Below are 19,811 nucleotides of genomic sequence, written 5' to 3'. Positions count from 1 at the left end.
AGGGGTTTGCGGGCCCCGGGCGAGGCGAGGGAACGGCGTTACGGCCGGCCCGCCCCCAGAACCAGGCCCGGTACGGCGAACAGGCTCGACACGCGAGGAGCGCGGCATGAGCGGCAAGAAGACGACCGGTGAGCGGAACCTCATGTTCTTCTCCGGCCGGTCCCACCCCGAGCTGGCCGAAGAGGTCGCGAACGCCCTCGGCGTCGAGATCACCCCGACGGCGCTGCGTGACTTCGCCAACGGCGAGATCTACGTGCGATACCTGGAGTCCGTGCGCGGCTGCGACGCCTTCGTCATGCAGAGCCACACCGCGCCGATCAACCAGTGGATCATGGAACAGCTGATCATGGTGGACGCCCTCAAGCGGGCCTCCGCCAAACGGGTGACTGTGATCATGCCGTTCTACGGCTACAGCCGGCAGGACAAGAAGGGCCGCGGCCGCGAGCCGATCACCGCCAGGCTGATGGCCGACCTGTTCAAGCAGGCGGGCGCCGACCGGATGATGTCCATCGACCTGCACACCTCGCAGATCCAGGGCTTCTTCGACGGCCCGGTGGACCACCTGTTCGCTCTGCCGGTCTTGATCAAGTATCTGCGCGGCAAGCTCGACCCCGCGACCACCACGATCGTCTCCCCCGACACCGGCCGCGTACGGCTGGCCGAGCGCTGGTCCGACAGCCTGGGCACGCCGGTGGCGTTCATCCACAAGCGGCGCGACCTCGACGTGGCCAACCAGGTGAAGGTGCACGAGGTGGTCGGCAAGGTGCGGGGCAGGACCTGCGTGCTGATCGACGACATGATCGACACGGGCGGCTCGATCTGCAAGGCGGCCGACGCGCTGTACGAGCACGGCGCGACCGACGTCGTCGTGGCCGCCACGCACGCCATCTTCTCCGACCCGGCCGTGGACCGGCTGAAGAACTCCCGCATCTCCGAGGTGGTCGTGACCAACACGCTGCCCATCCCGGAGGAGAAGAGGTTCGACAGCCTCACGGTCCTGTCGATCGCCCCGCTGATCGCCCGGGCCATCGAGCAGGTCTTCACCGACGGCTCCGTCACCAGCCTCTTCGAAGGCGACAGCTGAATCGCCGGGCCCCCGGGGTCGTCCGGGGGCCCGTTTCCGTAGTCAGTACAGAGAGTTCATCGCCTCCCGCACCTCCTTGAGAGTGTCGTCGGCGATGGCGTTGGCCCACTCGTTCCCGTCGCGGAGCACCCGGCGGATGTGGGCGCGGTCCCGGGCAAGCTCGGCGCGCCGCGCGCGGATGGGTGCGAAGTGGTCGTTGACCGCGTCGGTGACGGCGGCCTTCAGCGCGGCGGCCCCCCGGCCGCCGATCTCGCCGGCCACCTCGTGCGGGTCCCGCTCCAGGCACAGCGCGGCCAGGAGGACCAGGCTGGAGACCTCCGGCCGGGCCACCGGGTCGTACGTGATGTGGCGGTCCGCGTCGGTCTTGGCGCCGCGGATCATCCGGGCGGTCTCGTCGGCGGTCGCGGCCAGGGCGATGGCGTTGCCCCGGCTCTTGCTCATCTTGCCTCCGTCGGTGCCGAGCAGCAGCGGGGCCGCGGACAGCAGGGCCTCGGGCTCGGGGAACACGGGGTTCGACGGGGTGCCGTAGCGGTTGTTGAAGCGGCGCGCGACGGTGCGGGCGACCTCCAGGTGGGGCAGCTGGTCCTGCCCGACCGGGACGAGGCTCGCCTTGCAGAACAGGATGTCGGCCGCCTGGTGGACCGGATAGGTGAACATCAGCCCGCTGACCGCCGACTGGCTCGAGTGGGCGATCTCGTCCTTGACCGTGGGGTTGCGGCCCAGCTCCGCGACCGACACCAGGCTGAGGAACGGCAGGAGCAACTGGTTGAGCGCGGGTATCGCGCTGTGCGTGAAGATGGTGGCCCGGTCCGGGTCGATGCCCGCGGCCAGGTAGTCGAGCACCAGGTCCTCCACGTGCTCCGTCAGCCGGTCGGCGACGTCGCGATCGGTCAGGACCTGGTAGTCCGCGATCAGCACCATCATGTCCACACCCAGGTTCTGGAGGCGGACGCGGTTGTGCAGGGTGCCGAAGTAGTGCCCCAGGTGCAGCCGGCCGGTCGGGCGGTCCCCGGTCAGCGCGCGGAATCTTCCCGGCCGCTCCCGGATCGATCTCTCCAGCTCGGCGCTGCGCCGTTGCGCGGCCGGCACGCCGAGGTCGTCGATTGCAGTGGTGTCGAGGGTCGTGCTCATGTGGTGTCTCCCTTGGCAGGTGGTCCGCCGTTCCGACGGCGACCCCTCGTCCAGGGAGCACGAAAAAGGGCCGTCCATCCGAACGGCCCGGTCGTACGCGTGTGAGATGGCCGCTCCTACGTGGAGCGCCACCAGCCCTGACACAACGTACGAATCATGCGGGCCAGTGTAACGGCCACCAAGGGATGGCGGGAGACCCCGAGCGAGCAGGACAGGCGCTGGGGGACGACCCCTCCTCAGACGGAGGACGGGGCGCTCTCATGTGACCGCTTCACCGTGTTCACCCTGTTCACCGCGCGTCGGCCAGTTCAGGCCAGCCGTGCAGCCCGATAGGGTGAGGCGGCGAGCTCCTGCTGGCGGATCAGCAGCTGCTCCAGTTCGGTGCTGCTGTTGGCGTCGATCGTGCGGTAGAGCCCGGCAGCGAACTGCTCGCTGGTCAGGTCCTGGGTGCGGGTGGCGTACCATCCGGTGGGCTCCTGGTGGTCGCTGCGGCTGCGCCAGATTCGCCAGCCGGCATACCGCTCGCGGATGCGGTGCAGCTCCTCCTCGTCCGGGCCCTCGAAGTAGTGGAGGCTACTCGCGTCCCTGTAACTGCTCATGGAGTGACCGTACGGCGACGGACGGTCGTGCCCCAGGGACGTGATGTCCGATCTCGCGGCGACGCCGGTCGCCAATCCGGACGCTGCGTACGGGCGTCAGCTCAGGTGCCCGAGAGTCTGTACGAGGCCGCGCAGCGGCGCGTTGAGCCGGGTCTTGCGTGTGACGAGGTCGGTGACGAGCGACCGGGCGAACCCCTGGTGACGGAACCACTCCGGTGACAGGTCCCGGGCCCTCGTGGTGACCTCGACCGCCTCGTCGGTGTGCCGCTGCTCCAGCAGCGACCGGCCGACGTTCAGCAGATGCCGGCCGTACTGCACCTTGAACAGCCCACGCGGGTCCACCTTGCGGGAGGCGTCCAGGGCCGCGTCCGGACGATGCAGCGCGGTCATGATGTGCGCCCGTTGGATCGCCACGTGCGTTGGCCCGAACGAGGTCCAGTAGTCATGCCGGTCCCGGCCGAGCCGGGCCGCGCCGGCGGCCGCGACGCGTAGATACTCCTCCGCCCGGTCGGCGTGCCCGGCCGCACCGGACGCGACGGCCGCGTGCAGCATGAGCCCGCCCCACGCCGCGATCTGCTCCGGCGGTGCCTTCGAGCGGAATAAACACCAGATCGAGGGCTCGATGTCCTCGCCCGCGGTGACCGCGAGCCGCTCGGACTCCTCCAGCCGCCCCTGGTGCAGCATGACCCAGCAGTACACGCCGTACTGTGTCGCCAGGCGCCACGGGTCGTTGCCGTGCTTCGCGGCGAGCACGGCTCGCTCGGCCGCGATCGCCGCCGCGTCGTCCCGGCCGGTGTGCACGAGCACTGAGCCCGCCAGCTGCCAAGCGTGCGACAGCGGCCCGGCGGCCGCGACCGGGTCGGCCGTCTGCAGTAGCCGGCACTCATTGATGAGGTTCGGCAGTTCGGCGGCCAGCACGCCGAATTCCCCGTCGAAGTACGCGCCGTACGCCCGCTCGACCAGGTGCCAGATGTCGCCCTCACTGGCGGGCTCGCCATCGTGATCGGCCTGCAGGCCGGGCAGCAGGCCGGGGTTGATGACTGCGTCCCGTACGGTGAGTACCGCGGCGCCAGGCACGGGATCGAGCTGCGGGGCCTTCCCGGCGATGACACCGGGGTCGACGTCGAGCGCACGGGCCAGCTTCACCATGGACGCCCACGACATGGACTCGCGCAGGTCGCGCTCCAACAGGGAGACGAGGTCGACGCTGACCCCGGCCCGGTCGGCGAGCTGGGCCTGGCTATAGCCGCGTTCGAGACGGAGCGATCGGAGACGTCTTCCGATGGTCGTGCTCGCGTCGTTCATGGTCCTGCCCTTCCGGAAGGGTCGCAACTTCAGGCTATGGTGCAGGGCCTACGCATGCGAGCAGTGTGACGGTACGCAGCCCGAGATCTACACGAACCTCGTCCACCTGATCCGAGCCGCAGAGAGGCGACAGCCATGCTCCTCACCCGGCTACACATCCGTCAGGCTCCCACAGGCTGGCCCGCTACACTGCCGGCAGTGTCCCACCTGGCAAAACACGGACTCACCCTGACCGCTCCCGTCGCTTTCCTCATCGGAGAAAACGGGTCAGGCAAGTCCAGCATCATCGAGGCGATCGCGGATGCCTGCGGCATCAACTCAGCCGGAGGCAAGGCTGGCACCAAGTACGCAAGCACCGGCCCCGCCACACCCCTCGGCGAAGTCATAGAGACCGAACTCACCACCACAGGGCTCCGTCTTCTCCACGGCCCGCGCACCAAGCGGCGAGCATTCTTCTTCCGCGCGGAGACCCTCTTCAACCTCGCTCAGAACGTCTCAGGACGACACGGATTCTGGGAAGAGGACCTGACCGAACAATCCCACGGGGAGGGGTTCATCACCGTCCTGGAGCGCATGGTGTCTGGCCCAGGGCTCTATCTCATGGACGAGCCCGAAGCCGCTCTGTCGTTCCAATCATGCTTGAGCCTGGTCGGCCTCATGAACCGCGTCGCTCGCCAAGGCGGACAGATCATCTGCGCCACACATTCCCCGATCCTGGCCAGCCTGCCCGCTGCCCAGATCCTCGAACTCGGAGACCACGGCATCCGCACATCCGAGTGGGACAAGCTCCAGTTGATCGACCACTGGCGACGCTTCCTCGCCAAACCCCACTTCTACTTGCGGTACGCGCTCGACGAAGACACGAACTGATCCAGGACGCTCCGCCTCCGGCACGACCAGTGGCTATGAGCGCCCCGGCGGGCGAAGCGCGGAGACACGGTAGGGTGGTTGGGTTGCGCTCGTAACGCCTTCCGCTAGGGCGGGTGAGGGGGAGCGCGTCAATCCGCCGATCGAGCATCCCTAGGAGATGTGCCGTGTCCGAAGTACTCATCGCCGCCGAGCTTCGCAACGAGTTCGGCAAGGGCGCCGCCCGCAAGATCCGCCGGGCGAACAAGGTCCCCGCTGTCCTGTACGGCCACGGCACCGAGCCCAAGCATCTGACCCTCCCCGGCCACGACCTGCTGCTCGCGCTGCGCACGCCGAACGTGCTCATCCGCCTGCGGGGCGAGGGCGTGGACGAGATCGCGCTGCCCAAGGGCGTCCAGCGTGACCCGATCAAGGGCTTCCTCGAGCACGTCGACCTGCTGCTGGTCAAGCGCGGCGAGAAGGTCACCGTCGAGATCCCGGTCACCGTCACCGGCGACCCGATCGGCAGCGCCATGGTCGAGCAGCAGCTCGTCACGATCTCCGTCGAGACCGAGGCGACTCACATCCCGACCGGTGTCGAGGTGGACGTGGACGGCAAGGACGCCGGCTTCGCGGTGCACGCGAGCGACCTGAAGCTGCCTAGCGGCACCACGCTCGCCGGCGACCCCGAGGCCCTGGTGCTGCAGGTGATCGGCGCCCCGGCCGCCGAGCTGCCCGAGGAGGGCGAGGTCGCCGAGGGCGAGAGCGCCGAGGCCGCCGAGTAGGACTTCGTTCGTGAGAGAGTCCTCCACAGGGTGTCCTGTGGAGGACTCTTCCATGTGGCACAGACAGCGGAGGAGACAGCGATGTCCGACGCGTCCGCGCAGCGGTGGCTGGTGGCAGGCCTGGGCAACCCCGGGCCGGAGTACGCCGGGAACCGGCACAATGCGGGCTTCATGGTGCTCGACGAGCTGGCGGCCCGGGTGGGCGGGCGGTTCAAGGCGCACAGGTCGCGGGCCGAGGTGGTCGAGGGCCGCCTGGCCGCGCTCCCGGTCGTGCTGGCCAAGCCGCTGTCGTTCATGAACCTGTCGGGCGGCCCGGTGAAGGCGCTGGCCGACTTCTACAAGGTCACTCCCGACCGGGTGATCGTGGTGCACGACGAGCTGGACATCCCGTACGGCGCGCTGCGCGCGAAGACCGGCGGCGGGGACAACGGCCACAACGGCCTGAAGTCGATCACGAAGTCCCTCGGCACGCGCGACTACCCGCGGATCAGGTTCGGCATCGGCCGTCCGCCGGGCCGCATGGACCCGGCGACGTTCGTGCTGCGCGACTTCGCCACGGCCGAGCGCAAGGACCTGCCGTTCCTCGTGGACCGGGCGGCCGACATGGTGGAGTCGCTGATGACCGCCGGTCTGGAGGCCACGCAGAACCGCTTCCACGCCGCCGACCTCAATCCGGCGAAGCCGCCCCGCTGACGTCGCCGGCGTCGCGCTCGCGCGTGGCGCCCGGCCACTCCATGAGGTTCTGCAGCAGTTCCGCCTGCTCGATCGCGTCGTCGAGCGCGTTGTGGGTGTGCGGGCGCCGCGATCGCACCTCGCGCGGCATCTGGCGCTTGGTCGCCCAGGCCACCGGCACCACGGCCTTGGCGGCGTACAGCGTCTTGATATCGATGCACCGGGAGTGGCCGAAGGGTGACTGCCCGGTGAAGCGGAGGAAGTACCAGTACATCCACATCCAGTCGTACGACAGCGGGAAGGCTGCCAGCACCGGCAGGTCGTCGCCGCACACCTCGCGCACCCAGGAGGCCGCCGCCGTCATCGCCTCGGCCGGGTCGCGTCCCTCACGCAGCAGCGTCGCCCGGTCCAGGCCGCTCACCGCCAGCGCCTCCGCCACCCAGTCGTCGCTGATCGGCCGTAACTCCGCGTAGAACGTCAGGGACTCCGGGTCGGTCCGCTCGAACCGCCGCCCGGTCATGCGGCCGGCCACGGTCATGCCGAAGCTGACCATCGAGTACGGCCCGGGAATCGGGCCGTCCGCCTCGACATCAACCGATATGTACGTTTCGGCTTTCAACGAATCTCCCTGAGACGCCGGGGTGAGGCCGCTAGCATTCCATCACCGTCGGTATTGACAGGATCACGGGGGGCGACAGTGCTGGACGGCGACATGTCCTCGGTCGCCGTCGGCGCGTCCCGGGACTCGCCCGCCCATCCGATGCCCCGGCCGCCCGCGTGGGCCGTCCGGTATCGGCTCACGGCGGCCGTCTGCGACATCGTGAGCGCCCTTCTCGCGGGGGTCACCGCCGTGGTGATCCGGTTCGGCGAGGTTACTCCGTACGTGATGCCGTATGTGATGGCGAGCGCCGCCCTGCCCGCCCTCTGGGCGGTGATCCTGGTCCTGAGCCGGGCGTACGAGCCGCGCCTGATCGGCGTGGGGGCCGAGGAGTTCCGCCGGGTCGCACAGGGCGGCTTCACGTTGATCGCGGGTGTCGCGATCGCCGCGTACGCGTCGAAGACCGAAATCGCCCGGGGCTACCTGCTGATCGCGCTGCCGCTGGCCACCGCGCTCACCCTCGGGGCCAGGTACGGCCTGCGGCGACGGCTGCACCGCAGGCGGGCCAGGGGCGAGGGCTGCATGCGCAGGGTGGTGGCGGTGGGCCACCGGGCGGCGATCGCCGAGTTGGTCGGTACCTTCCGCCGGGAGCGTTACCACGGGATGGAGGTGGTGGCCGCCTGCGTGCCCGCCCACGCCGCCGGCCGGGTCGCGGACGTGCCGGTGCTGGGCGACTTCACCGACGTGCCGCTGGTGGTCGAGCAGGTCCGGGCGGACACGGTGGCGGTGCTCGCCTGCCCCGAGCTGGACGGCACGGCGCTGCGCAGGCTGGCCTGGCGGCTGGAGCGCAGGCGCACCGATCTCGTGGTGGCGCCCGCGCTGATGGAGGTGGCCGGCCCGCGGATCGCGATCAGGCCCGTCGCCGGGCTCCCGCTGCTGCACGTGGAGCATCCCGAGCTGGCGGGCGGGCGCCGGCTGGTCAAGGACGTGTTCGACCGGCTGGTCGCCGCCGCGGCGCTGGTCGTGCTCGCCCCGCTGCTGGCCGCCGTCGCCGTGGCCGTACGGGCGACCAGCCCGGGGCCCGCCCTGTTCCGCCAGCGGCGGGTCGGCAGGGACGGCGCGGAGTTCACCATCTTGAAGTTCCGCACCATGCGGCGGGACGCGGAGGCCCGCAAGGTCGAGCTGGTCAGCGACGCCGACGGCGTGCTGTTCAAGGTGCGCAGGGATCCGCGGGTGACCGCGCTCGGCGCGGCACTGCGGCGTTACTCGCTCGACGAGCTGCCGCAGCTCATCAACGTGCTGCGGGGCGACATGTCGCTCGTCGGGCCACGCCCGCCGCTGCCGGAGGAGGTGGCGCGGTATGGCGACGACGTGCGCCGCAGGCTCGTGGTCCGGCCCGGCATGACGGGGCTCTGGCAGGTCAACGGCCGGTCTGACCTCTCTTGGGAGGAATCGGTACGGTTGGACCTGCGTTATGTCGAGAACTGGTCTCTCATGCTGGATCTGCAGATCCTATGGAAGACGTGGTCTGCGGTCGCACGCGGGGCGGGAGCGTACTGAGAAATGACGATGCGGGACGACCATTCCCTCGCCGGTGAGCTGGCGACGGAGGCAGGGGAGCGGCTCCTGGAGTTGCGCGCCCGTCTCGGGTTCGAGGATGGCCGGGCGCTGAAGGACGCCGGAGACCGCGCGTCCCACGACTTCCTCATGGACGCCCTGAAGCGGCTGCGACCGGACGACTCCGTGCTGTCCGAGGAGGCGACCCGCGAGGAGCGGATGGACCCCCGTCGGCTGTCGGCCGAGCGCGTCTGGATCGTCGACCCGCTCGACGGCACCCGCGAGTTCTCCGAGCAGGGCCGCGCCGACTGGGCCGTCCACGTGGCCCTGTGGGAGCGCGGCGCCCTCACCGCCGGAGCGGTCGCCCTGCCCGCATGGCCGGGATCAGCACAGGGTCGTACGCTCACGACGGCGGCGCCGCCCGAGCTGCCGGAGAAGGTGCGCGAGCCGTTCCGCATCGCGGTCAGCCGCACCCGGCCGCCCGAGTTCGTCCGCGAGCTGGCCGCCCGCCTCGGCGGGGAGCTCGTCCCCATCGGTTCGGCCGGTGCCAAGATCGCCGCGGTCCTCACCGGAGAGGTCGAGGCGTACGTGCACGCCGGGGGACAGTACGAGTGGGACTCGGCCGCGCCGGTCGCGGTGGCGGTCGCGGCGGGGGCCCACGCGAGCAGGATCGACGGCTCACCCCTGACCTACAACCAGGGGGACCCCTGGCTGCCGGATATCCTGGTCTCCCTACCGGATCTGGCGCCAACGTTGCTCGCCGGAATCCGTGACCTGCATCGCCAGACTCCGTGAAGGAAGTCCCCATGCTTCAGCGTGACTACACCACGTCGCAGCTCGACGTGCTCGAGGCCGAGGCGATCCACATCATGCGTGAGGTCGCGGCCGAGTTCGAGCGCCCCTGTCTGCTCTTCTCCGGCGGCAAGGACTCCATCGTCATGCTGCGGGTCGCCGAGAAGGCCTTCTGGCCGGCGCCGATCCCCTTCCCCCTGATGCACGTCGACACCGGGCACAACTTCCCCGAGGTCATCGACTTCCGCGACCGGCGGGTCGCCGAGCTGGGCGCGCGGCTGGTGGTCGCGTCGGTCCAGGCGTCGATCGACGCCGGGCGGGTGGTCGAGCAGACCGGGCGGCGGGCCTCCCGCAACCGGCTGCAGACCACGACGCTGCTGGACGCCATCGAGGAGCACGAGTTCGACGCGGTGTTCGGCGGGGCCCGGCGCGACGAGGAGAAGGCCCGGGCCAAGGAGCGGGTGTTCTCCTTCCGCGACGAGTTCGGCCAGTGGGACCCGAAGAACCAGCGCCCCGAGCTCTGGAACCTCTACAACACCAAGATCAGCAGGGGTGAGCACATCCGCGTGTTCCCGCTGTCGAACTGGACCGAGCTGGACGTGTGGCACTACATCCGGCGTGAGGGCATCGAGATCCCGTCGATCTACTTCTCCCACACCCGGACGGTCTTCGAGCGCGACGGCATGCTGCTGGCCGACTCCGAGGTGGTCCAGCGGGGCGAGGACGAGCCCACGTTCGAGGCCGTCGTCCGCTACCGCACGGTCGGCGACATGACCTGCACCGGCGCGGTCGCCTCCACCGCCACGACGGTGGAGCAGATCATCGACGAGATCGCCGCCACCCGGATCACCGAGCGCGGCGCCACCCGCGCCGACGACCGGGCCTCCGAGGCCGCCATGGAAGATCGCAAGAAGGAAGGCTACTTCTGATGGACATCCTTCGTTTCGCGACGGCGGGCAGCGTCGACGACGGCAAGTCGACGCTGATCGGGCGGCTGCTGTTCGACTCCAAGGCGATCTTCGAAGACCAGTTGGAGGCGGTCGAGCGCACCTCCCGCGACCGGGGCACGGAGTACACCGACCTGTCGCTGCTGACCGACGGCCTGCGGGCCGAGCGCGAGCAGGGCATCACGATCGACGTGGCCTACCGCTACTTCGCCACGCCCAAGCGGAAGTTCATCATCGCCGACACCCCGGGGCACATCCAGTACACCCGGAACATGGTCACCGGCGCCTCCACCGCCGACCTGGCGATCATCCTGATCGACGCGCGCAAGGGCGTGCTGGAGCAGTCGCGGCGGCACGCCTTCCTGACCACGCTGCTGCGGGTGCCGCACCTGGTGCTGGCGGTCAACAAGATGGACCTCGTCGACTACTCCGAGGCCCGGTTCGAGGAGATCCGCGAGGAGTTCACCTCGTTCGCCAGCAAGCTGAACGCGACCGACCTCACGTTCATCCCGATCTCGGCGCTGCACGGCGACAACGTGGTCTCCCGCTCGGAGAACATGCCGTGGTACGAGGGCTCCTCGCTGCTGCACCACCTGGAGAACGTGCACATCGCCTCCGACCGCAACCTGGTCGACGTGCGCTTCCCCGTGCAGTACGTCATCCGCCCGCACAGCGCGACCAGCCAGGAGCTGCACGACTACCGCGGGTACGCCGGGCAGGTCGCGGGCGGCGTGCTCAAGCCCGGCGACGAGGTGCTGCACCTGCCCTCCGGCCTGACCACGACGATCACCGGGATCGACACCTTCGACGGCCCGGTGGAGGAGGCGTTCGCGCCGATGTCGGTCACGCTGCGCCTGGGCGACGACATCGACATCTCCCGGGGCGACATGATCTGCCGGCCGAACAACCAGCCGCAGGCCGCCCAGGAGATCGACGCGATGATCTGCTGGATGGCCGACGGCCTGAAGCTCCAGCCGCGCTCCAAGCTGATCATCAAGCACACCACCCGTACGGCCAGGGCCCTCGTGCGGGACCTGCACTACCGGCTCGACGTCAACACCCTGCACCGGGACGAGTCGGCCACCGCCCTCGGCCTGAACGAGATCGGCCGGGTGTCGCTGCGGACGACCCAGCCGTTGTTCGTGGACGACTACGCCCGCAACCGCCTCACCGGCGGCTTCATCCTGATCGACGAGGCCACCAACGGCACCGTCGGCGCCGGGGTGATCGTCGACGCGCGCTGACCCATCACCTCTGACCCGCTGATCGGCCTCCGGCACGGCCCTCCCTGCCGGGGGCCGTACGCGTCTGCCGGGGTCTGACGGGGCGCCCCGCCCGCCGGTAGATCGTTTGGTGATTACCGGCCACGCCGATTACGCTCCGCGCTAGGGTCGTCACGTTTCGCATCCATCCGTGGAGGACACGTGGCCGACGCTCAGCCGGTGATCTTCGTGGGCGGTCTGGGACGCAGCGGCAGCACTCTGCTCGAACGCCTCCTCGGTGAGGTGCCCGGCGTGGCGCCGCTCGGCGAGGTCGTCCACCTGTGGGACCGCGGCGTACGGGCCGACGAGCCCTGCGGCTGCGGGCAGCGGTTCTCCCAGTGCCCCTTCTGGACCAAGGTGGGCGCCCGAGCCTTCGGGCAGTGGCGGCAGAGCCAGGCGGGATGGCTGCCCGGCCTGCGCGCCCGCGTCGACCGGACCCGGCGCCTGCCCGTCCTGGCCCTCGGGCTGGCGAGCCGTGAGGCCGAACTGGCCGAGTACGTCCGGTCGTACTCCCGCATCTACGCGGCGGCGGCGGAGGTGGCCGACGCCCGGGTGGTCGTCGACTCCAGCAAGCACGCCTCCCTGGCGTACTGCCTGTCGGCGATCATGGAGGTGCGGGTCGTGCAGGTGGTGCGCGACCCGCGGGCGGTGGCGGCGTCGTGGCGGCGCAGGGTGCGCAGGCCCGAGGATGGACGGCCGATGACCCGCTGGACGCCCGCGCGCACCGCCGTCCACTGGCTGGCCCAGAACCTCGCCTTCGAGCTGCTGCGCCGCAAGGGCGTGGATGTCGTCCGGGTGCGCCACGAAGACCTGGTGCGCGATCCGCGGGCGACCCTGGGACGCCTGGCCACGCGGCTCGGCCTTCCCACCGGTGACCTCGCCTTCCTGGACGACCGCGAAGCGCTGCTCGGCGTCGCGCACACCGTCTCAGGCAACCCGATGCGCTTCTCGGTGGGCCCGATCGAGATACGCGACCGTCCGGCGCTCCTGCCGCGGTCCCAGCGGTGGCTGGTCACCGCGATCACCCTCCCTCTTCTGCCCTGGTACGGCTATCGCCTCGCCTACCGCCCGGGAGCCCGGCGATGAGGCCGTCCGTCGGCGTGGTCATCCCCACCCGGGGCGACCGGCCCGGCCCGCTGCCGGCCGCGTTGACCGGCGTGCTCGCCCAGGAGTACGCCGGCCGGGTCGAGGTGGTGGTCGTGGCCGACGGCGTCCCCGCATCCGTGGTCGCCCAGCAGGTGTCCGGCGTCGCCGGTTACGCGGCCGGCTCGGATGCGGGGGGAGACCTCCGGACCGTCCGCGTGCTGGGCAACAGGCGGGCCGCCGGCCTGCCGGGGGCGCGCAACACCGGGATCTCGGTGCTCGGCACGGATTACGTCGCCTTCTGCGACGACGACGACCTCTGGCTGCCCGGCAAGCTGGCCGCCCAGGTCGCCGCGCTGGAGGAGGAGCCCGACGCGGGCTTCGCGAGCTGCGCCGTCGAGGTCGAGTACGGCGACCGCCGGGTGCCGCGGCTGGCCGGCACCGGCCGGGTGACCCACCGGCACCTCACCCGCTCGCGCATGATGATGGTGCACTCCTCGACGTTCCTGTTCCGGCGGGGCTGGACGTGGGTGGACGAGAGCGCGCCGGCCGGCCAGAACGAGGACTGGGACCTCGCGCTGCGGGCCGCCTGGCGGCATCCGATCGTCCACGTCGACCGGCCGCTCGTGCGGGTGCGCTGGGGCTCCTCGCACTACGTGGGGCGCTGGGCCGACCGGATCGCGGGGCTGGAGTGGATGCTCGCCCGGCATCCCGGGCTGGCCGCGGAACCGCGGGGCGCGGCCCGCGTCTACGGGCAGCTCGCCTTCTGCCACGCCGCCCTCGGCCGGCGTCGCGAGGCCGCCCGCTGGTCACTGCGCGCCTTCTCCGCCCGGCCGGGCGAACCGCGGGCGGCGGTGGCGCTGGCGGTCGCCGGAGGGCTGGTCAGCCCGCGCGCCGTGCTGCACGCCCTCCACCTTCGCGGCCACGGCATCTGAGGGCCGAGCCCGCGCCGGCGCGTACGGCGGCAGTGGACCCGGCGACACCGGGGGGCGGCGAGCCGGGGTCGGGGTGGCCGGGGTTGGGGCTGCGGCCGCACGTCTGGCCGGGGCACGAGCGGACGGGGCACGAGTCGGCGGAGTGCTGGCGGGCGGGGCACGGGCGGGCGGGGTTCGCGTGGGCGGCGTGCTGCTCGACCCGCTCACCGAGGTCTTCGTGGGTCTCGGGTTCCCCCGGCAGGACCGGCTCATCGCGGAGTTGCGGGCCGACCTGCCGGGCGCCTGGTTCGTGGGTGCGGCGCGGCCATCGCGTTCGCCGCCGGATCGGTGCGCCGCCCCCGGCTGGATGGGCGACCGCGGGCTGGAGTGGCTGTTCCGCCTGATCAGCGAGCCCCAGCGGCTCGCGCGCCGCTACCTGGTCGACGACCTCCCCTTCGCCCTCCGCCTCCTGTCGGGGGCCCTGCTGCACAGGGCCCTCGGGACGCGAAACAAGGGTTAGTTGGTGCAGTCCTGGTTCTTCAGAGCCAGAGCCAACTCGTAGACCTTGCCTCGGTTCGACAGGAAGTAGTACAGGGCCTTCGGGTTACCGGGAACGACAGCGACGGGGTAGTTGCCCGTGGTGTCGAGTCGGGGGTAGGCCTTCTTGACCTGCTTCATAGTGGAGCCGACCTTGATGCCCTCGGGCGTCGTGACGCCCTTGGGCGCTTCGATGAGGGCAACCCCCAGATTCTTGGAGATGTAGAGGCCGACACCGTCGCGGCCGGTCGGGTGCGCCTTGAGATCCCACCCCGAGCATTGACCCCCGTCGAGCTTTTTCACGATCGTGCGAGTCGACTTGGCCTGCTTGAGAGTCATCCCGAGGCGGACCCCTCCGTAGCCGTACGGGCCGAACTCGCCGCCCCCACTGGTGGTGGTGGCGTCGGCGGCTGCGTCGGCGGACGTCGCGGACGCGCTCGCCGCCGTGACGCCGGTCAATGCGATCCCCGCGGCGAGCGCCGCCGCAATGGCCGGGCGTCCCAGCCGGATCACCTTGTGCTTGCGGATTCCCCTGTGACCATTGTTCATGCCGTATAGGACTGCCGCCCGGCCGGGAAAGTTCGCCGCAGGTCACCAACTGGTCGTCTCAGCAGTCCGCCACCAGCTCACGCCGACGTGCGGCCACCCTGACACCACTGGCGAGGGCCAGGCGCCGGCCTCGCTGTGAACGCAAGAGGCCGACCGGGCCGGGACCCCCGGCCGGCTACTTCCCGCGACATGTCAGCGGCGGCGTCAGGACGGCGACAGCCCGGTATCAGAGCGGTTGGCGATGGTGGATATCGAAAGAACCCGGCACAAGGAGCACATGATGCAGAAGTTCGACACCCCCGCCCCGATCTCCGCCGTCCTGGACATCCCCGCGGGACGCGTCCAGTTCATCGCCGCCGACCGGGCCGACACCGCGGTCGAGGTCCGGCCCACGAACGGCTCGAAGAGCCGCGACGTGAAGGCGGCCGAGCAGACCACGGTCGAGTACGCCGACGGCGTCCTGCGGATCGAGACTGCGGTGAAGAACCAGTACCTCGGCCCCTCCGGATCCATCGACGTGACGGTCGAGCTGCCCGCCGGTTCCCAGGTCGAGGCGAAGACGGCCGGCGCCGAGCTCCGGACCGTCGGCCGCCTCGGCGACGTCGCCTTCGAAGGCGCGTACCGCCAGATCAGGCTCGACGAGACCGCGAGGCTCCGCCTCACCGCGACCGACGGCGACGTCGAGGTCGGCCGCCTGGGCGGCCCCGCGGAGATCAGCACCGCACGGGGCGACATCCGCATCGCCGAGGCCACCGGCGGCAAGGTCGTGCTCCGCACCCAGTCCGGCGACATCTCGATCGCCGCTGCCGGCGGTGTCTCGGCCGCCCTGGACGCCGGCACCACCCACGGCCGCATCACCAACGCCCTCAAGAACGACGGCACCGCCGGGCTCGACATCCACGCCACCACCTCCAACGGCGACATCACCGCCAGCAGCCTGTGACCCGCAGCCTCCAAAGGAGCGCCTCTGCGCCGCCATCGTCGACCGGCTCACCTTCGGCGGCCGGCGCTCGGCCGGTGAACCCGCTCAGGCGTGAGGGCGCAGGCCGTTGAGGATGACGCGCAGGAGGTGGTGGGCAGGCTTACGAACCTCTGCAGGAAGGTGCATTCCCACTGCTAGAAGGCGTACGGACCGAAGCGGCCCCAGGCGACCACGGCGGCCAGCACGAGGAGCACCAGGTTGACGACGATCACCTGGGATTCCCCACGCCGGGCGTGGACGACGACCGCTCCGGCCATGGTCAGGGCGATGCCGAGCGCGGCGAGCGGCGTCAGCACCGGGACGATGCCGGTGACGGCGGGCAGGACGAGGCCGAAGGCGCCCAGCACCTCAAGAGCGCCGATGCCCTTGACCGCGCCCGCGGAGAAGTCCTCGGTCCAGGCCATGCCGGACACGGCCAGCCTGTCCTTCGGCTGGGCGAGTTTCATCACCCCGGCGACGAGGAAGGTGAGGGTGAGCAGGCCGGCGACGACCCACAGGACGACGTTCATGGGGAGTCCGTTCTCGCAGCGTCACGCGGAATCTAGCGGATGGGCGAGCCGGCCGTCGCCGAGGGATCGCCGTCACGCCTCGTGGCCGGACGGCCGGAGAAGCAGACCCACCCCCCGGGTCTGCGGTGAAGCGGCGGATGCGGACGCGGGAACGGCGGGCCGGTCGCTCTGAGATGATGGCCCGCCGCTCCTGACTGCTCCGCGTCTACCGGGCCGCCGATCCGGAGGCCACGGTGATCGTGGCCGAGGCGGTCTGCCCTCCCGACGTGACCGTGAGGGTGGCCTGCCCGGGCCGTACGCCGGTCAGCGTGCGCGTGGACAGGTCGAGAACGGCGACGACGCCGTGGCGGCGTGCCGCCTTTTTCGCGTCGCCGGCCGACTCGGCCACTACGAGGGCGTGGTCGCCGCTCCACGTCACGCTCGCCGGGTACGCCAGCGGGAACGTCAGGTTGGCGCCGCTGGTGCTGCCCGTCGCCGAGACCTCCGCCGAGGCGTCCGGGGCGAGCGTGCCGGGCGCCGACAGGGAGATCTTGTCGATCAGCGGGTTCGTCCGCGCCACGACCCAGTCGCGGGTCTCCGGGCTGGGCCGGCCCGCCTCGACCTTTCCCGGCCGGGGGTCGACGCCGACGAGGTCCCACCCGAAGAACCCGCCCTTGTCGGGCGAACTGTAGGGCGTCTTGCCCACCGGCGGCGTGGTGACCTCCAGCACGCCGTCCGACCTGGTGGCGGCGGCGGTGTGGGCGTGGCCGGTGAACAACGCGACCGGCTTGCCCGACGACTCGCGCCAGTCGGCGAGCCACTTCTCGACGAGGTCCGCCTCGCGCTGGTCGGAGAACTGGGACGCGCCCGCTCCCGAGGGGTCGCGGAGCGGGTGGTGGAAGACGACCGCGACGGACTTCACCGACCTGTCCTTCGCCGCGGCGTCCAGGTCCTGCCGCAGTTCCGGCACCTGCGACCAGTCGGACGCCCGCAGCCCGCCCAGGGTGGTGTTGAGCAGGACGAAGCGGGTGCCCTTGTGGTCGAACACCTGGTGGGCGTGCCGCCCGGTGGCGAGGAAGTTGTCGAGGGTTCCCGTCGCCGTGGCCCCGGACTCGTGGTTGCCCGGCGTCCAGTAGACCGGCAGGTCCGCCGGCACGTTGGCCTTGAGGACCTCCTCCGCGAGCGCGAAGTCGGCCGGCGTGTTGTTGTCCACGAAGTCGCCGTTGATCATGATGAAGTCGGGCTTCGCGGCGACGGCCTGCTTCAGCGCGGCGGCCGCCTGCTGCGCCGCGAACGACGTCGTGCCCCCGGCCGCGCCCACGTGCAGGTCGGACATGATCGCGAACCGCCAGCGCGTACGGTCGATGCCGGCCTGCTCCAGGACGAACGGATCGGGGGTCCGGGCGTCGCCGGCGGCGAGGTCCTGCCCGACCAGCGCGGTGAGCCCGTCGAACCTGAGCTGTCCCGCGTCCTTGGCGAGGTTGGACGTCTCCACCACGTACACGTTGAGCAGCGTGATCGGCTCGGTGAAGCCGGTGGGCAGGGCGCCCTCGACCCACTTCCATCCGGCCCAGTCGACGACGGTGGCGAAGGTGAAGGGGACGTTCGTCGTGCCCTGCGACCGCAGCGTGGCCCGCAGCCAGTGCCCGCGGCCGTCGCCGTACACCCACATGCCGAGCCGCCTGGTGCCGGCCGGCAGGGTGAGCGGGCCGGGCTTGGCCACCGCGTACGCCGCAGAGGTGCCGGAGGTGCCGGTGAAGTCGTAGGTGAGCGCGAGGGCCTGGTTGCCGGCCGCCGCGCCGGGACGGTCCGCGGCGTCCACGCCCGCCATCGAGGCGGTGGCCCTGGCGGTCGAGACGCCCCAGGGCTCGCCGCCGTCGAACTCGGCCAGAGACCCGCGCTTCAGTCCGACGGCGACGGGCAGGTGCGCGACCTTGCCCTGGACGGTCGCGGTGATCACGGCGCCGTGGCCGTCGGCCGCCTCCAGCCCGGTGACCGTGAACGCCCCGTCGTCCCGCGGCTCCACCTTCACCACGGCCGTGTCGTAACCGAGGTCGACGTCGCGGGCGTCGATCGGCGCGTCGAAGCCGTCGGCGTCGGTGCCGGTGACCCGTACGACGGCCGAGCCGCCGGCGTCCAGGGTCAGGCTCGTGACGCCGAACGCGACGGTGGACAGGGGGCCGAGCACGCGGACGTCCGCCGCGCCGTGCGCCCGCCCCGCGCGGGCCTCGATCTCGCCCGCCCCGGAACGCTCCGCATGCAGCACGCCGTCGCGCACCGTGCCCAGCTTCCCGGCGTTCCAGCGGACAGGGGTGCCCTTGCTGCCCTTGCCGCCGTCGAGGGCGACCGGGGCGTACGACTCGTCGTAGCCGGCGGCGGAGACGCCGAGGGTGAGCCCGGGGAAGACGCGCGGCGCGCTCGTCCGCACCGCGATGCCCTTGAGGGTTCCCGAGCCCTTCGCGGCGAACAGCCCGACGCCGCTGGGGATGGGCCGTTCGCCGCCGTCGGACGGGGTGTTGACCACGCTCACCGCGGCGTCCCCGGGCGTGCGGGCGACGAGATCGGACGAGCCGCCGCCGTCGAGCATGAACGCCTCGTCGGCGCCGAGCCGTACGAGGAGCTTGGCCGTCTCGTCGAAGCTCAGACCGGCCGAGAAGTTGGCCGAGCCGTCGACGGTCACGAGCAGGAGCCGCCTGCCGCCGTCGCGCCAGCCGATCGCCGTGCGAGGCTTCGGCGCGTCGTTGCCCGTCGAGGGCGGGAAGTCGATCGCCTGGCCGTCCCGTACGAGGACCGATCCGCTGCCCAGAGCGGTGCGCAGCTTGGCGGGGGAGTCGGTGCGCAGGCCGGTGGCGAGCGTCACCGGGTCGCCGGCCTTGGCGGTGGCGAGCCCGGCTGCCGCGCTTCCCACGCCCACGACCACCAGGCCCCCGGCGGGCACCGGTGTCGTCGTGACCGTGTCGTTCACCTCCGTGACGACGCCGCCGGAGACGACCAGCTCGGTGACGGGTGTGGCGTGGCCGATCAGCGTGCGCAGGCCGGGCCCCCACTGGTCGGTGAAGACGGAGACGGCGTTCGCGGGCAGGGACGCCGAGTTGAGCGAGGCGACCGGACGGCCCGTGCCGCCCACCGTCACCGTGCTCTCCAGCAGCGCGCTCGCGAGCCGGGCGATCCTGTCCTCGCCCACCGAGGCGACCGTGGCGGGCTGGCTGGTCGCCTTGCGCACCTGACCATCCCTGACCTCGGGACCGATGACCGCGTTGGTCTGGTTGATGTCGTAGTAGTCGCCGTTGACCGCCGCCACGGCTCCCGCGTCGTCCGCCGACTTCGACAGCGCCCGCGTCTCGGTCAGCGTGCCGCCGACCATGCCCACGTCCACCCGGTCGTCCGCCAGGTCGGCGTTGAGCACGTGCGCGCGGGTCCAGCCCGTACGGCCGAAGGTGTCGAACGACGTCAGCACGATGCCGGGGGCGATCACGCGGTCGGTGCGGGCCGCCTCGACCGACTCGCCGGGGACGGTGGTCTGGTAGCCGGGCGAATCGGCCGGCCTGTCACCGGTCGGCGCCTCGGCCCACGCCGTCCCGCCGACGGCCGCCGGCCCCGCGGCGACGGCGACCGCCACCACGACAATGTGCGCAAATCTGCGCATCTTTGTACCTCCAAGCAATAACGGGCCTGAAGGT

The 19,811-nt window shown here is 71.2% G+C and carries 19 protein-coding genes; 12 read left to right on the top strand and 7 right to left on the bottom strand.

The features are described from left to right. Nucleotides 1-106 precede the first annotated feature (106 nt). Nucleotides 107-1,084 carry a ribose-phosphate diphosphokinase gene (locus ABZ857_RS16070; protein ID WP_357043479.1) on the top strand — a complete coding sequence of 326 codons (978 nt, stop codon included), beginning with the start codon at nucleotides 107-109 and terminating at the stop codon, nucleotides 1,082-1,084. Between the two features lie 42 nt (nucleotides 1,085-1,126). Here ABZ857_RS16070 and trpS read toward each other — a convergent pair whose 3' ends face one another. The 3 genes from trpS to ABZ857_RS16055 all read right to left on the bottom strand — a co-directional run bounded on the left by trpS (nucleotide 1,127) and on the right by ABZ857_RS16055 (nucleotide 4,119). Then, nucleotides 1,127-2,215 carry a tryptophan--tRNA ligase gene (trpS, locus tag ABZ857_RS16065; RefSeq protein WP_357043477.1) on the bottom strand — a complete coding sequence of 363 codons (1,089 nt, stop codon included), beginning with the start codon at nucleotides 2,213-2,215 and terminating at the stop codon, nucleotides 1,127-1,129. A gap of 308 nt (nucleotides 2,216-2,523) precedes the next feature. Then, on the bottom strand, nucleotides 2,524-2,814 hold the full coding sequence (locus ABZ857_RS16060; RefSeq protein ID WP_357043475.1) for a hypothetical protein: 291 nt from the start codon (nucleotides 2,812-2,814) through the stop codon (nucleotides 2,524-2,526). 96 nt (nucleotides 2,815-2,910) lie between these two features. Continuing rightward, the gene (locus ABZ857_RS16055) at nucleotides 2,911-4,119 is read right to left on the bottom strand and encodes a helix-turn-helix transcriptional regulator (RefSeq protein WP_357043474.1); all 1,209 of its coding nucleotides are present in this window, start codon (nucleotides 4,117-4,119) and stop codon (nucleotides 2,911-2,913) included. A gap of 198 nt (nucleotides 4,120-4,317) precedes the next feature. Between ABZ857_RS16055 and ABZ857_RS16050 the strand changes: the two genes are divergently transcribed. From ABZ857_RS16050 to pth, 3 genes are all read left to right on the top strand, one after another. Continuing rightward, on the top strand, nucleotides 4,318-4,989 hold the full coding sequence (locus ABZ857_RS16050) for an AAA family ATPase (RefSeq protein ID WP_357043472.1): 672 nt from the start codon (nucleotides 4,318-4,320) through the stop codon (nucleotides 4,987-4,989). Nucleotides 4,990-5,153: 164 nt separating this feature from the next. Further along, on the top strand, nucleotides 5,154-5,750 hold the full coding sequence (locus tag ABZ857_RS16045; RefSeq protein ID WP_357043470.1) for a 50S ribosomal protein L25/general stress protein Ctc: 597 nt from the start codon (nucleotides 5,154-5,156) through the stop codon (nucleotides 5,748-5,750). 81 nt (nucleotides 5,751-5,831) lie between these two features. Further along, nucleotides 5,832-6,443: an aminoacyl-tRNA hydrolase gene (pth, locus tag ABZ857_RS16040; protein ID WP_357043468.1), complete on the top strand. Its 612-nt coding sequence runs from the start codon at nucleotides 5,832-5,834 to the stop codon at nucleotides 6,441-6,443. Here pth and ABZ857_RS16035 read toward each other — a convergent pair. Next, entirely contained in the window at nucleotides 6,418-7,041 is a 624-nt protein-coding gene (locus tag ABZ857_RS16035) for an exonuclease (protein WP_357043466.1), read from the bottom strand. The two genes, pth and ABZ857_RS16035, sit on opposite strands and share 26 nt — an antisense overlap. Before the next feature lie 141 nt (nucleotides 7,042-7,182). On the opposite strand from ABZ857_RS16035, the gene ABZ857_RS16030 reads away from it, so the two are divergent. The 7 genes from ABZ857_RS16030 (at nucleotide 7,183) to ABZ857_RS16000 (ending at nucleotide 14,095) form a co-directional block, all read left to right on the top strand. Next, the gene (locus tag ABZ857_RS16030) at nucleotides 7,183-8,580 is read left to right on the top strand and encodes a sugar transferase (protein WP_357043609.1); all 1,398 of its coding nucleotides are present in this window, start codon (nucleotides 7,183-7,185) and stop codon (nucleotides 8,578-8,580) included. Between the two features lie 3 nt (nucleotides 8,581-8,583). Further along, on the top strand, nucleotides 8,584-9,372 hold the full coding sequence (locus tag ABZ857_RS16025; protein WP_357043464.1) for a 3'(2'),5'-bisphosphate nucleotidase CysQ: 789 nt from the start codon (nucleotides 8,584-8,586) through the stop codon (nucleotides 9,370-9,372). A gap of 11 nt (nucleotides 9,373-9,383) precedes the next feature. Beyond that, nucleotides 9,384-10,298 carry a sulfate adenylyltransferase subunit CysD gene (cysD, locus tag ABZ857_RS16020; RefSeq protein ID WP_357043463.1) on the top strand — a complete coding sequence of 305 codons (915 nt, stop codon included), beginning with the start codon at nucleotides 9,384-9,386 and terminating at the stop codon, nucleotides 10,296-10,298. Next, nucleotides 10,298-11,560, top strand: a complete 1,263-nt coding sequence (gene cysN / locus ABZ857_RS16015) for a sulfate adenylyltransferase subunit CysN (RefSeq protein WP_357043461.1) — start codon at nucleotides 10,298-10,300, stop codon at nucleotides 11,558-11,560. The genes cysD and cysN overlap by 1 nt, the downstream gene beginning before the upstream one ends. 180 nt (nucleotides 11,561-11,740) lie before the next feature. Beyond that, a complete protein-coding gene (locus ABZ857_RS16010) occupies nucleotides 11,741-12,664 on the top strand; it encodes a sulfotransferase (RefSeq protein WP_357043459.1) in 924 nt (307 codons plus the stop codon). Continuing rightward, on the top strand, nucleotides 12,661-13,596 hold the full coding sequence (locus tag ABZ857_RS16005; RefSeq protein WP_357043457.1) for a glycosyltransferase family 2 protein: 936 nt from the start codon (nucleotides 12,661-12,663) through the stop codon (nucleotides 13,594-13,596). Before ABZ857_RS16010 ends, ABZ857_RS16005 begins: the two co-directional genes overlap by 4 nt. 142 nt (nucleotides 13,597-13,738) lie before the next feature. Next, nucleotides 13,739-14,095 (top strand): WecB/TagA/CpsF family glycosyltransferase, encoded by a 357-nt coding sequence (locus tag ABZ857_RS16000; protein WP_357043455.1) that lies wholly within the window; start codon nucleotides 13,739-13,741, stop codon nucleotides 14,093-14,095. On the opposite strand, the gene ABZ857_RS15995 is transcribed toward ABZ857_RS16000, so the two are convergent. Next, a complete protein-coding gene (locus tag ABZ857_RS15995) occupies nucleotides 14,092-14,661 on the bottom strand; it encodes a hypothetical protein (protein WP_357043453.1) in 570 nt (189 codons plus the stop codon). The genes ABZ857_RS16000 and ABZ857_RS15995 overlap by 4 nt on opposite strands. 280 nt (nucleotides 14,662-14,941) lie before the next feature. Between ABZ857_RS15995 and ABZ857_RS15990 the strand changes: the two genes are divergently transcribed. Continuing rightward, complete coding sequence (locus tag ABZ857_RS15990; RefSeq protein WP_357043451.1) at nucleotides 14,942-15,604, top strand: DUF4097 family beta strand repeat-containing protein; 663 nt, start codon at nucleotides 14,942-14,944, stop codon at nucleotides 15,602-15,604. A gap of 173 nt (nucleotides 15,605-15,777) precedes the next feature. Here ABZ857_RS15990 and ABZ857_RS15985 read toward each other — a convergent pair whose 3' ends face one another. Both ABZ857_RS15985 and ABZ857_RS15980 read right to left on the bottom strand, forming a co-directional pair. Further along, nucleotides 15,778-16,152: a DoxX family protein gene (locus ABZ857_RS15985; RefSeq protein ID WP_357043449.1), complete on the bottom strand. Its 375-nt coding sequence runs from the start codon at nucleotides 16,150-16,152 to the stop codon at nucleotides 15,778-15,780. Between the two features lie 205 nt (nucleotides 16,153-16,357). Further along, on the bottom strand, nucleotides 16,358-19,777 hold the full coding sequence (locus tag ABZ857_RS15980; protein ID WP_357043447.1) for a phosphodiester glycosidase family protein: 3,420 nt from the start codon (nucleotides 19,775-19,777) through the stop codon (nucleotides 16,358-16,360). Nucleotides 19,778-19,811: the final 34 nt, after the last annotated feature.

This window comes from Microbispora sp. NPDC046933, from assembly GCF_040644635.1.
Taxonomy (GTDB): Bacteria; Actinomycetota; Actinomycetes; order Streptosporangiales; family Streptosporangiaceae; genus Microbispora.
This window is presented reverse-complemented; position numbering and strand designations above follow the sequence as displayed.